Here is a 13,104-nt window from a genome sequence, read left to right as displayed (position 1 = left end):
TCATATATCAAGTTGTAAATCAAAATTTTAAAATTTAATATATTTATTTAAGTTAATTATAATATAAGCTTTAAATAGCTAATTTATGGCTTTTAAATTTATATTTTAAACTATACAAATTTAGAAATTTGGAATTAAATTTAATAAATAATAAATTTTATTCATCAATTTCTTAAACAAAAAATTAATTTTATTATAATATTGATTAGATGGTGGTGTTTTGATAAAATTACGCCCAGTTAATTCAAGTAAAATTTCAAGGAAAAGGCTTTGGATAGTAATCTTGTATGGAGTTTATATCTCTATGTATTCATCGTTTTAGCACTTTGTGTGGCTTTTTATTTCACTAAAAAAATCGGTCCAACTGGCAAAAGCAATAGCTCAAAAGATAGAATTTACGAAAGTGGGATTGTCAATTTTTATGGTGGGATAAACTCAAGCATAAATGTCAAATACTACCTTGTGGCAATTGTCTTTGTGATATTTGATATTGAGGCTGTTTTTATGTATCCGTGGGCTGTAAGCCTTAGGGAGCTTGGCCTTTATGCTTTGGTAGAGATGTTTGTATTTATGGCTATTTTGCTTGTTGGCTTATACTATATTTATAAAAAGAAGATTTTAAGATGGGAATAGAAAATTTAGTCAAAAATGATCTAATTTTAACTAGATTAGACGCACTTTTTAACTGGGGGAGGTCAAATTCGCTTTGGCCTATGATTTTTGGGACGGCGTGCTGTGCGATTGAGTTTATGAGTGCTGTATCATCTAAGCATGATTTGAGCCGTTTTGGTGCTGAGGTTATGCGGTTTTCACCGCGTCAAGCTGATTTAATGATAGTAGCCGGGACAATATCGTTTAAACAAGCTCCAATTTTAAAAGAGATATATGATCAAATGTGTGAGCCAAAGTGGGTTGTGAGTATGGGGGCGTGTGCTAGTAGTGGTGGATTTTATGATAATTATACAACCCTTCAAGGAATAGATCAGATAATACCAGTAGACGCCTATATCAGCGGTTGTCCGCCAAGACCAGAGGCGATAATTGATGCGATTTTAGCCATTCAGCAAAAGATAAAAGCTGGTAGTATAAAAGATCGCCATAGAGATTTTAAGGGGCTTTTAGATGCTTAGTAGTTTTATATCCAAATTTAGTTCTAAAATTTCTGAGTATAATGGCATTACCACTGCAATAGTAGCTAGTGATGATATTTTTAATGCGGTTAAATTTGCTCGTGATGAGATGAAATATGAGATTTTAGCTGATATTGCTTGTGTGGATAATCTAAATTTAAATAATCCAAAAAGATTTAGCTTATACTATATTTTTAGCTCTTTACGGGGTGGGAATTTTATAATACAAACTGATTTAGATGAATGTCAGAGCCTTCAAAGTGTTAGTCAAATTTACAAAAGTGCTAATTGGGCTGAGAGAGAGTGCTATGATCAATATGGGGTTAAATTTGATAATCATCCAAACCTTAGACGCATCTTAAATCATAAGGAGTTTGTGGGATACCCTTTGAGAAAGGATTATCCGATTGATAAATACCAAATTTTAACTCAAAGCGATAGCTTGGTTGATGAGATGAGAGATCAGCTCTTAAGTCTTGGTCTTGCTAGTGAAGAAAATGATGAATTTAAGATCAAATATACATTTTTAAATATAGGTCCATCGCACCCAGCTACGCATGGAACGATACGCAATTTTATGGCGCTTGATGGGGAGAAAATCGCTGCTTGTGTAACGGAGATTGGCTATTTGCACAGAGGATTTGAAAAGTCCTGTGAGACTCATACCTATGCCCAGATCATACCATATACAGATAGGCTAAATTACTGCTCTGCTATGCTAAATAATGTCGGATATGCTAAGGCGGTAGAAGATATCTTGGGTGTTACCTTGCCTGATAGAGCGATTTTTATGCGTGTGATTTTGGGTGAGTTGGCTCGCATTATAGATCATGAGGTTTGCCTTGGGGCGATGTTTGTGGATATGGGGGCGCTTACAAATTATTGGTATCTATACAATCCTAGAGAGAAAATTTATAATTTCTTATCTCGTTTAACTGGGGCTAGATTTACAAATTCATTTGCTAGAATTGGTGGTATGGCGCATGACTTTTATGATGGTTGGGAAGATGAGCTTTTGGGATATTTAAAAGAGGTTCAAAAGGGTATTGATGATACCTTAACCCTTGTGGAGAAAAATAGAATTTTCCTAGATAGGGTTCAAAATATCTGTAAAATTAGTGCCAAAGATGCCTTAAGCTATGGATTTACAGGGCCAAATTTAAGAGCTAGTGGCGTGGATTATGATTTAAGAAAAGATAAGCCATATTACTATTATGATAGCTTTGATTTTAATGTTCCTGTTGGTAGCTGTGGGGATATATATGATAGAATGTTTGTGCGATTTTATGAGATGAAAGAGAGTGTCTCTATAATTCGTCAAGCGATTAAGAAAATACCAAGTGGCGATATTTGTATCAAAGATAAAGATATAATTCTCCCACCAAAGAGTGAAGTATATGGCAATATCGAGGCTTTGATAAATCATTTTAAACTAATTTTTGATGGAGTTAAGCTTCCTGTGGGGCATTTTTATGGTGCGAGTGAAGGGGGCAATGGTGAGCTAGGATTTTTCATCGTTAGCGATGGGAAAAATATGCCATACCGCTTAAAGCTTAGACCGCCTTGCTTTTACGCTTTAAACGCATTTAGCGATATGGTTAGAGGTGGGCTGATCGCTGATAGTATATTGAATTTAGGTAGTATAAATATAATTGCTGGGGAGCTAGATAGATGAGTTTTGAATTCACAAAAGATGAGCTAGAAGGCTTAAATAATCTTCGCACCAAAGTAGATGATGATAGGGCGTTAGTATTACCAGCTCTTTGGATTTTACAAAGAAGACAAGGATTTATCAGCTCTGAAGATATATTGTATTTAGAAAAAACTCTTGGGATTAAGGCTATATTCTTTGCTGAAGTTATGGGATTTTACTCTATGTTTAATGAGAGCAAAAAGGGTAAATATGAGCTTAAATTTTGTAAGACCATCACTTGTAAATTAAGAGGTGGCGATGAAGTGATAAAAGCCGCTAGCGATCTTCTTGGGATTAAGATGGGCGAAACTACTAAAGATGGGCTTTTTAGCCTTGGGGAGAGCGAGTGCTTGGGGTATTGTGAGAAGGCGCCTTGTATGCTATCAAATTTAGAGCAAATCGGCGATCTAACCAAGGAGAGTATCATAGAGTTAATAGAAAGGCTAAGGAGAGAAAATGAAGGTCGTTAGTGCTAGATTTGATATACCTAATGCCAATAAAATAGAGGTCGCTAAAGCCCATGGGGCATATGCGAATTTAGATGAAATTCTAAAAATGCCAAGAATGGATATAGTAGATGCGATTGATAAGAGCGGATTAAGGGGCAAGGGCGGTGGTGGCGGTCACTGCGGAACTAAGTGGAAGAATATGGTAACTTGGCCTAGCGATAAACGCTATTTGGTGGTAAATGGCGATGAGAGTGAGCCTGGAACTTGTAAGGATAAGTATATTTTCAATCTTGATCCACATCTGCTTATTGAAGGGATCATAATCTCAGCTTACGCTCTTGGTGCGTGTAGAGCATATATCTACATTAGGGGCGAATATGAGAGAGAGTATCAAAGCATTAAAAGGGCAATTAATGAATCCAAAGATGAGAGGCGTGGCCTAGAAATTATAGTTTGTAAGGGTGCTGGAGCCTATATCTGCGGTGAGAAGAGCGCACTTTTAGAGAGTATTGAAGGCAAAAGGGGGCATCCTAGATTAAAACCACATAATAGAGCTGAGCCGGATTTTTTGTTTGGTAGTGCGTGTGTGGTAAATAATGTCGAAACCATCGCTAGTGTGCCTTTTATAGTTAAAAATGGTTGGGAAAAATATAGAAGTGTAGGAACGCAAAAATCCCCTGGAACTCTGCTCTTTGCCGTTACTGGGTGCGTAAATACTCCATGCGTTAAAGAGATGCCATTTGGGACTAAAATGATTGATTTTATCAATGAATTTGGCGGTGGAGTATGGAAAAATAGAGAGCTAAAGGCTGTTATCCCTGGTGGGTCATCTGCTGCGGTGCTTACCAAAGATGAGGTTATGAAAGCCACCTTAGATTATGAGAATTTATGGGAGTATAAAAGCGCTCTTGGAACTGGCGGTATGATGGTTTTTGATGATACGGTTAGTATGCCTAAGGTGCTTTTGAATTTGCTTGAGTTTTATACCGAAGAGAGCTGCGGACAATGCACTCCATGCCGTGAGGGCTGCGGCTGGGGAATGCGAGTGGTAGAGAGAATTTGTAAAGGCGAAGGAAGCAAAAGAGATCTAGCTACTCTAAAAGATATTTGCTTTATGCTTGATGGTAAGACAATTTGTGTATTTGCTCCAGCGGTAAAAGATGTAATCATAGGCTTTATAACCAAATTTGAAGATGAGTTTTTAGCGCTTTGTAAGGATTAATATATGGTAGAGATTATAGTTGATGGAGAGAAATTTAGCGTAGATGAGAAGGGCAACCTAATTACTGAGCTAAAAAAACACAATATCGAGATTCCGCACTTTTGCTACCACGAAGCACTTGGGGTTAGTGGCAATTGTAGAATGTGCTTAATAGAAGTGGTGGGGCAAAAGCGTCCGCAAATCGCTTGTGATACGCCGATAAAAGATGGTATGGAGATTAAGATAAATAGCGATCTTACAAGGGCAGTTCAGCGTGGAATTTTGGAGCTTGAGTTTATCAATCATCCGCTTGATTGTCCAGTTTGCGATCAAGCTGGAGAGTGCGATTTACAAGATTATTATATGAAATTTGATTTACAAGACTCCAAGGTAAGCTTAGCTGATAAGGTAAGAAAGGGCAAAAGAGAGGATTTTGGCTCTTTGGTAGTCCATGATGAAGAGAGATGCGTGCTTTGTAGAAGGTGTGTAAGATTTACTCAAATATGCACTCAAAGCTATGAGTTAGCCGTAGGTGGGCGTGGTGAGCATAGCCATATAATGCTTATGAATGGCAAGAAAATAGACAATCCATATGCTGGTAATATAGTAGATGTTTGTCCTGTTGGAGCGATGACTTCGGCTGATTTTAGATTTAAAAAGCGAGTTTGGCACCTTCAAAAGACCCCAGCTATTTGCCAAGGGTGCGAAAGGGGCTGTGCTATATGGATTGATAGCAATAAGGCAAAATATCAAGATAGTAAAATTTATAGATTTAGACCTAGAGAGAGTAGCGTAAATGGCTATTTTATCTGTGATTATGGTCGCTATAGCTACAAAAATGAGCAAGTAATCAAGCGTGATGATAGTGCTAAGATCTCATCTTTGGCCTTAGATATTAGGACAAATGGCGATAAATATGATATTTTAATCTCAAGCTCTTTGAGTATAGAAGAGATGAGCGCTATTAAGATTTTGGCTAGTAAATTTAATATGAGTTTATATGGATTTAGCGATTTTAGGGACGAGAGCTTTAAAGATGAGATTGGATTAAAGCTTAGAGTGCCTAATAAAACCGCTAATCGAGTTGGATTAAATAGGCTTGGACTAGATAAAAATTTAGATAAAAAATCTAAGAATTTAATAGTCTTCCACCTTGGCAAGGATTTTGAATTTCTTAATAAATTTGAGTTTGAAAGCCTAATCAAAATCGGCTCAAACAGTGATGCGGATATAGTTTGTGCTAGTAGCTATCACAGAGATGGACATACCTTAAATATAGATGGCAAATTGCGATTTAGCAAGGGTGCGTTTGAGCCACTTAGCCCTAGAATTTGCGATATTGTAAGTGAGCTTATGGGGGATAGGGCGGAGTTTGATATGAGTATATTAAAGGCGTTTGCATGAGTGAGATTTGGCTAATTATATTTAGAATTGCGTTTATTCTTATATTTATTTTGGCTTTGATACCTGTTTTGGTGCTTTTAGAGCGTAAAATTTCAGCCTTTATCCAAGACCGCCCAGGCCCAAATAGGGCAAATATCGCTGGGATAAGGCTTGGTGGGTTAGTTCAAGCCTTGGCTGATGCTTTGAAACTAGCTATAAAAGAGGATTTTACCCCAGCAGCCATTAGATCTAAAGCACTATTTACCATCGCTCCTATGGTGCTATTTTTGATGAGTACACTTACTATAGCCGTAATTCCTTTTAGTGAGTATTTTGCCATTGATGGAGTAAAGCACCTTATGCAAGCAATCCCATTTGATGGTGGTATGCTATGGTATTTGGGGTTTGCTAGTCTTAGCATTTATGGTATTATGCTAGCTGGTTGGAGCTCAAATAATAAATACTCTCTTTTAGGCTCTTTGCGTGCTGCTAGTGGAGCTATAAGCTATGAAATTCCGCTAGGACTTGCTGTTGTTAGTATGATAATTACATATAATTCAATTAGTTTAAATGATTTTGTGATAGCACAGCAAGGCTCATTTTTGGGGCTTCCTTCGTGGGGGATATTTATTCAGCCATTAGCGGCGATAATATTTATAATCTGTGCTTTTGCTGAGACTAATAGGGCTCCATTTGACTTAGCTGAAGGGGAGAGCGAGATAGTAGCTGGGTATCACCTTGAGTATAGTGCGATGAGCTTTGCTATGTTTTTTATGGCTGAATATATCGCAATGACTGCTATGAGTGCGCTTATAGTTACGATATTTTTTGGTGGATACTCCTTGCCATATCTCTCACAAGCTAGTTTGGCTGCTAATTATGAGATTGTGCTACTTAGCATAGCTGGCGTGGCGACTATTTTTGGTCTATTATTTATCTGGTGGGTTAGTAAAAATAATGTTACAAGATATAAAATAAATAAAGATCATAGAAAAAAAGAGAATATCATATACTACGCTTTGACTATTGTGATAGTGGCGATTATAGATATTATAAGCTTATATTTTTATGGAAATTTGGGTGAATTTGGTGCTGAGATTGTGGCTACTGCGGTGAATTTAATAGTATTTGCCTTAAAAACTTTTATCGTGCTACTTGTATTTATATGGGTTAGATGGACTCTACCTAGATTTAGATATGACCAAATTCAACGCTTAGGCTGGGAAAAGCTCATGCCATTGGCAATTTTAAATATTATTATTACAGCATTGGTGGTGGTTTATGGCAATTAAGATTAAGAAGATTGAGCGTAAAAAAATGCCACTTTTAGAGCGAATTTATATATTTTATATCATCGCTGGAATGGCTAGGACTTTTAAGCATTTTATCAGAAATTTACTCAATACCAAAAATATTGAATTCCTAGAATATCCCGAGCAAAAACCCGATGATATCAGCCCTAGATATCGTGGTCTTCATAGATTAACCAAATATGATAATGGCGAATTAAAGTGCGTTGCGTGCGATATGTGCGCTACAGCTTGTCCGGCTAAATGTATATTTATAGAAGCTTGTGAAGTCCCTGGTAGTAAAGAAAAAGCCCCAAAAGTCTTTAATATAGATCTTTTGGAGTGTGTATTTTGCGGGCTTTGCGTGGAGGCGTGCCCTAAGGATGCTATAAGGATGGATAGCGGGATATTTACAAAGGTTGAAGGTAGTAGAGATAGCTTCATTAGCGATATAAATGAGCTTAGTAGTAGAAAAAGGGGGGAGTTTTGATGGAGAATTTTTTGTTTATTAACTTCTCATTTTTAGCTATTTTGGGAGCTTTGGGTTTGATTAGCTTTAAAGCGCCTATCCATGGGGCTTTATCTATGATTGTCTCTTTGGTGGCTATAGCTGGGTTGTATCTTTTATTATACGCTAAGACTCTATTTTTAATCCAAATAGTAGTATATGCTGGGGCGATTATGGTTTTATCGGTTTTTGTGATGATGTTTTTTAATATCAAATCAGATAGCTTATGGGCTAAATTTAGCTTTATACAGATGATTCAAGCCGCTTTGCCTTTAGTCGTTTTTGGCTTTTTGGCTTACTGGCTTTCGTTAATGCCTAGTAGCTTTGAGATTGTGCCTGATGGGTTTGGGGATATTGCTCTACTTGGAAAATATCTATTTTTTAACTGGGGATTTAGTTTTGAGATGATTTCGCTACTTTTAACTGCTGCTTTGATTGGGGTTGTGGCGATTTTAAAAGGCAAAAATAATGGTTGAGAACTATATATTTGTAGCGATTTTGCTCTTTGTGATTGGGATTTGCGGTGTTATTTTGCGTAAGAATATCTTTACTATTTTTATGTCTATTGAGCTGATGTTAAATGCTGTTGCTTTGCTTTTTGCGATATTTGCTAGGGTTAATTTAAATTTAGATGGTCAAGTCATCGTAATGCTAGTTATCGCTATAGCCGCAGCTGAGGCTAGCTTTGGTCTAGCGCTCATTACGCTACTGCATAAGTCTAAACAGACCCTAAATATAGATAGCTTTAAAGAGTTAAAGGATAGTAATGCTAGTTAATATCGTAATTTTAGCACCAATTATCGGTAGTTTTTTGCTTGGAATTTTATATCTTTCTAGAAGAGCTCTTGGCTTATCTCAAGGGTTTTTTGCCATTTTAGGTATGGCTGGACCTGTAGTTAGCTTTGTAACTATGGCTGTGCTGTTTGTTAATAGCTATGGTAGTAGCTTGAATTTGGATATATTTAGCTGGCTTGATATCGCTGGATTTAGCATAAATGTGGGATTTTATCTTGATGATCTTAGCCTTGTGATGGCGATATTTGTGGCGTTTTTGGGTATGCTTATACATTTGTATTCTATAGGCTATATGGATGGTGATGAGGGCTTTGGTAAGTTTTTTTGTTATATGAATTTATTCTTAGCTTCAATGCTGATTTTGGTTTTGGCTAATAATCCTATTTTAATGTTTGTTGGCTGGGAGGGCGTGGGCGTATGCTCATATCTATTAATCGCCTTTTATTTTGGCGATAAAGATAATGTAAAAGCTGGTAATAAAGCCTTTATCTTAAATAGAATTGGTGATTTTGGCTTTTTGATTGGGCTTATTGCTTTATATCTTGCTAGTAGCGGGGTTAAATTTGATTATATTGGCTTAAATGAAGTGAGCTTTAGCCCTGGTGTAGCGATATTTATAGCATTTTGTTTCATTACTGGAGCGCTAGCTAAATCAGCTCAAATTCCGCTATACACTTGGCTACCTGATGCGATGGCTGGTCCAACGCCGATTTCAGCCTTGATCCACGCTGCGACGATGGTTACAGCTGGGGTTTATATGGTGGTTAGGTTTGAGTTTTTATTTGCTGGGCTTAGTTTGCCAGTGGAGGTTTTAGCAGGGATTGGTGCGGCTGGAGCACTCTTTGCTGGGATTATCGCTACAAAGGCTACTGATATTAAAAAGATTTTAGCCTACTCCACTATGAGTCAATTAGGATATATGTTCGCTGCGCTTAGCTACAGCTCTGGGGCTGCTATGTACCATCTATTTACTCATGGGTTTTTTAAAGCGCTTCTGTTTTTGAGTGCTGGGGCTATCATTATAGCGCTTCATCATGAGCAAAATATCTTTAAAATGGGGAATTTAAAAGATAATAAATCACTATATTATCCAATGCTTTTTGGCATGCTCGCAATTAGTGGGATATTCCCTTTTGCTGGATTTTTCTCCAAAGATGCCATTATCCTTGGGGCGCTTCTTTCTGGGCATTATACTATATTTGCTATTTTATTATTTACTGCTGGGCTTACTGCGTATTATTGTTTTAGGCTATTTTTCTTGGTATTTTACTCACAAAATCCCGCACCAAAGCAACATAAGGTGCCATTTAGTATGCTTGGGGTAAATTATATCCTTTGTCTATTTGCCTTAGGTGGTGGATTTATGGCGATATTTTTAGATATTGATCATCCGACTTTGATGGTGGAGATCATCGCTGGAGTGGTGAGTATGGTGGTATCTGCTATTGGTATTTTCATCGCTTATAAGAAATTTTATAACTACAAAAATTGCGAGGAGAAAATGGGTAAATTTGAGAGTATCGTAGCAAATAAATTCTACATAGATGAGATATATGATTTTGTTTTTGTAGAAAATTTAAAGCGAATTAGCTGCTTTTTACGCAAGATTGTAGATGATAAAATTTTATATCCGCTTGTTGAGCTTAGTGCTTTAGCATTTAGGGCATTTAGCCAAATTTATGCTAGATACACTCAAAGTGGCTTAGCTAGTTCATATGCGTTTTATATGCTATTTTTCATCTGTGTTATTATTATATTTTCAAAGGCTATTTTATGAGTAGTATCTTGAGTTTGATTATATTTATACCATTTTTATTAGGGGTTTTTATAGCTCTGTTTTGTAATAATTTTTGGGGTAAGATTATAGCTTTTAGCGGCTCTGTTTTTGTGGCGATTTTGGCTGTTACTATGACTATTGGCTTTGACCCAGCTGGTGGAGTGCAGTTTGTAGATATTATCCCGCTAGTGCAAAGCTATGGGATTACATATATGGTTGGCGTTGATGGGATTAATATATATCTTATTTTGATTATTACGCTATTTTTGCCATTTTTGTTTTTTGTGCTTAGGTATCAAGAAAAAGGCTTTTGGGCGAATTTGCTTTTTATAGAGAGTGGATTTTTGGCTGTTTGTAGCTCGCTTGATTTGATCTTTTTCTATGCTGGTTGGGAGATGATGCTCTTGCCGATATTTATAATGACTGGACTATATGGTAAAAGCATTAAACGAGCTAAGGCTATGCTTGATATGATGTATTATGCGATATTTGGATCGATGATTATGCTTGGGGCGATTATCTATCTTGGCGTGGCTCACTATTTTGAATTTGGCTTTTATAGCTTTGCTTTAGCCGATTTGGCTAATTTAAATTTAAGCTTGATGGCAGAGCGAATACTATTTTTTAGCTTTATGATAGCCTTTGTGATTAAGCTCCCTTTGTTTCCATTTCATATGTGGCTTAGTGGGGCATATACTCACTCTCCTAGCGTGGCTACATTTATGCTCTCAGCCATTGCGTCTAAGGTGGCGGTATTTGCGATTTTGAGATTTGTATTGCCGATATTTTCTCTTAGTTTTGTGGAATTTTCTAGCTATTTTGTGGCACTTGGGATATTTTCTATGATATATTTTGGGGTGATTGCACTTAGGTGTGATGACTTTAAAACACTTTTGGCATTTGCTTCAGCCTCGCATTTAGGGTTAATCTTAGCTGGAGTTTTTAGCCTTGATGTAGTGGGAATGAGTGGGGCAATGTATCAGATTGTAGCTCACGCCTTAACTAGTGGTGCGATGTTTTTGATGGTAGGCATTATCAGCTCTCAGCTAGGCACTCGCAAGATTAGTAATCTTGGTGGTATAGCTCATAAGGCTCCTATTTTTGCTACGATATTTGGCATTATGATGCTCTCAAGCGTGGGGCTTCCTACGACAATTGGCTTTGTAGCAGAGCTTTTAATCTTAGTTGGTATATTTAAAACAAATTTAATATATGGTATCATCGCTACAACCTCTATTATAGTTGGTGCTGTGTATATGTTTGTGGTTTATCGCAAGGCAATTTTACAAAGTGTAAATGAAATTACAGATAAATTCAAAGAGCTTAGAAAATCTCAAATTATAGCATTTAGCCTTGTGGCGATTGTGATATTTGTGATGGGTATATATCCTAAACCAATTTTAGATCTATCTCAAGGCACAATCCAAAGCCACTATGAAAAATATATAAAATCAAATTTAAAGGGGCAAGAATGATAGCTTTAACACCTTTTTTACTATCAATAGCCGCTATTATAGCTAATATATTTTTAAGCGTTACAAGGATTAATAAAGCCCTACTTTTAGGGTTAAATTTAGCTTTTTGGGCTGTTATTTTAATCTCATTTTTTGCTTTTAGAGTTCAGATATTTAGTAGTGATATACCATTTTTTGTTAATGAATTTATAATTCTTGGGCAATTTGAGTTTATATTTTGCGTTGTTATAGCCTTTCTTATGATGATATTTTTAGCTACTTTATATTTTAGCGATGATGAGAGCTATTTTAAGCCTGAGCTTATAGCATTAGCAAATTTAGCCTCATTTGGTATGATAGGTATGATAATCTCAAGCGAAATTATAACCACGCTGATTTTTATAGAGATTGCCTCCATATCCATATATGCTATGATAGCTTTAAATTCAAACACCAAAAGCATTGAAGCGGCCTTTAAATACTTCTTGCTTTCATCATTTATGAGTGCGTTTTATTTGCTTGGTGCAGCACTGATTTTTGGCGATACGCAAACAACAAAATATGAGATAATAAGCAGATTAATATCCCCATCACTTATTGCTACAATTGGCGCTATGCTAATTATCTCTATGATGTTTTTTAAGATTGCGATTTTTGGCTTTTATCGCTGGAGCATTGATGTGTATTATGGAGCAAGCACGAGTATAACTGGATATTTAGCCGGAGCGTTTAAATTAGCTAGTTTTGGAATGCTGATTAAATTTGCCTTGCTTTATAGCGGTGGCTGGGATGAGATTTTAGCCATTATATTTAGCGTTGTGGCGATATTTAGTATGTTTATAGGCAACTTTTTAAGCCTAAAAGAGATTGATGTCAAAAAGATTTTAATAGCCGCTGGGATCGTTCATGCTGGGTATATTTTTATAAATTTAGCTAGTTTGAATGTCGAAAATCCGCTATTTGCTGGGGTGTTTTATATCACGATTTATGCTATTACAACTGGATTTGGCTTTTTGCTTTTAAATTCACTCTTTGGCGATAAACAAGTTACCATAGACTCCATCGCAGGATTATATAAAAGCTCACCGCTTGGCGCACTAGCATTTACTATTATCTGCCTTTCATATATTGGATTTCCATATACGGTGGGATTTTTGGGTAAGGTTTATGTATTCTCAAGTGCTTTTGAAGCTGGTAATGCGTATTTGGCAATTTTTGGTATCATTAATACCATTTTATCAGTATATTACTATTTAAGAATCATAATTAGCATATATTTTAAATCGCCAAATCAAGCTATCATAATCCCAAAATGTAGAGCTGTCTGGATAGGAATTTTAAGTATTTTAGCGATTGCTTTTGTGATTTTAGAGGGGATTGGGATTAGCTCAATTTTAGGCTATTTATCTTTGATAGTGGGCTAAA

General features: G+C 36.4%; 13 protein-coding genes. All 13 read left to right on the top strand.

The genetic code is table 11. From position 1 onward, the window contains the following. The first annotated feature begins 270 nt into the window (after positions 1-270). The 13 genes from CSUIS19072_RS01930 to CSUIS19072_RS01870 are packed head-to-tail and all read left to right on the top strand — an operon-like array spanning position 271 to position 13,103. The gene (locus tag CSUIS19072_RS01930) at positions 271-633 is read left to right on the top strand and encodes an NADH-quinone oxidoreductase subunit A (RefSeq protein WP_086292953.1); all 363 of its coding nucleotides are present in this window, start codon (positions 271-273) and stop codon (positions 631-633) included. Beyond that, positions 624-1,130, top strand: coding sequence for an NADH-quinone oxidoreductase subunit B (locus CSUIS19072_RS01925; protein WP_086242429.1), 507 nt, complete (start codon positions 624-626; stop codon positions 1,128-1,130). The genes CSUIS19072_RS01930 and CSUIS19072_RS01925 overlap by 10 nt, the downstream gene beginning before the upstream one ends. Further along, entirely contained in the window at positions 1,123-2,805 is a 1,683-nt protein-coding gene (locus CSUIS19072_RS01920) for an NADH-quinone oxidoreductase subunit D (protein ID WP_086292955.1), read from the top strand. Before CSUIS19072_RS01925 ends, CSUIS19072_RS01920 begins: the two co-directional genes overlap by 8 nt. After that, positions 2,802-3,293, top strand: a complete 492-nt coding sequence (locus tag CSUIS19072_RS01915) for an NADH-quinone oxidoreductase subunit NuoE family protein (RefSeq protein WP_086242431.1) — start codon at positions 2,802-2,804, stop codon at positions 3,291-3,293. Before CSUIS19072_RS01920 ends, CSUIS19072_RS01915 begins: the two co-directional genes overlap by 4 nt. Next, positions 3,280-4,494, top strand: coding sequence for an NADH-quinone oxidoreductase subunit NuoF (nuoF, locus tag CSUIS19072_RS01910; RefSeq protein WP_086242432.1), 1,215 nt, complete (start codon positions 3,280-3,282; stop codon positions 4,492-4,494). Before CSUIS19072_RS01915 ends, nuoF begins: the two co-directional genes overlap by 14 nt. Positions 4,495-4,497: 3 nt before the next feature. Further along, positions 4,498-5,877, top strand: a complete 1,380-nt coding sequence (locus CSUIS19072_RS01905; protein WP_086292957.1) for a 2Fe-2S iron-sulfur cluster-binding protein — start codon at positions 4,498-4,500, stop codon at positions 5,875-5,877. Next, positions 5,874-7,148, top strand: coding sequence for a complex I subunit 1/NuoH family protein (locus CSUIS19072_RS01900; RefSeq protein ID WP_086292959.1), 1,275 nt, complete (start codon positions 5,874-5,876; stop codon positions 7,146-7,148). The genes CSUIS19072_RS01905 and CSUIS19072_RS01900 overlap by 4 nt, the downstream gene beginning before the upstream one ends. Further along, on the top strand, positions 7,138-7,635 hold the full coding sequence (locus CSUIS19072_RS01895; protein WP_086292961.1) for a NuoI/complex I 23 kDa subunit family protein: 498 nt from the start codon (positions 7,138-7,140) through the stop codon (positions 7,633-7,635). The genes CSUIS19072_RS01900 and CSUIS19072_RS01895 overlap by 11 nt, the downstream gene beginning before the upstream one ends. Further along, positions 7,635-8,129, top strand: a complete 495-nt coding sequence (locus tag CSUIS19072_RS01890) for an NADH-quinone oxidoreductase subunit J family protein (protein WP_086293101.1) — start codon at positions 7,635-7,637, stop codon at positions 8,127-8,129. The genes CSUIS19072_RS01895 and CSUIS19072_RS01890 overlap by 1 nt, the downstream gene beginning before the upstream one ends. Continuing rightward, positions 8,122-8,430 (top strand): NADH-quinone oxidoreductase subunit NuoK, encoded by a 309-nt coding sequence (gene nuoK / locus CSUIS19072_RS01885; RefSeq protein ID WP_086242436.1) that lies wholly within the window; start codon positions 8,122-8,124, stop codon positions 8,428-8,430. Before CSUIS19072_RS01890 ends, nuoK begins: the two co-directional genes overlap by 8 nt. Beyond that, on the top strand, positions 8,420-10,225 hold the full coding sequence (gene nuoL / locus CSUIS19072_RS01880) for an NADH-quinone oxidoreductase subunit L (RefSeq protein WP_086292963.1): 1,806 nt from the start codon (positions 8,420-8,422) through the stop codon (positions 10,223-10,225). The genes nuoK and nuoL overlap by 11 nt, the downstream gene beginning before the upstream one ends. Then, positions 10,222-11,700 (top strand): complex I subunit 4 family protein, encoded by a 1,479-nt coding sequence (locus tag CSUIS19072_RS01875; protein ID WP_086292966.1) that lies wholly within the window; start codon positions 10,222-10,224, stop codon positions 11,698-11,700. The genes nuoL and CSUIS19072_RS01875 overlap by 4 nt, the downstream gene beginning before the upstream one ends. Beyond that, positions 11,697-13,103 (top strand): NADH-quinone oxidoreductase subunit N, encoded by a 1,407-nt coding sequence (locus tag CSUIS19072_RS01870; protein WP_086237580.1) that lies wholly within the window; start codon positions 11,697-11,699, stop codon positions 13,101-13,103. Before CSUIS19072_RS01875 ends, CSUIS19072_RS01870 begins: the two co-directional genes overlap by 4 nt. Position 13,104: the final 1 nt, after the last annotated feature.

It is taken from the genome of Campylobacter sp. RM19072 (genome assembly GCF_024723485.1).
Lineage (GTDB): Bacteria > Campylobacterota > Campylobacteria > Campylobacterales > Campylobacteraceae > Campylobacter > Campylobacter porcelli.
The sequence above is the reverse complement of the archived record's forward strand: the minus strand, read 5'-3'. Positions and strand labels throughout refer to the sequence as shown.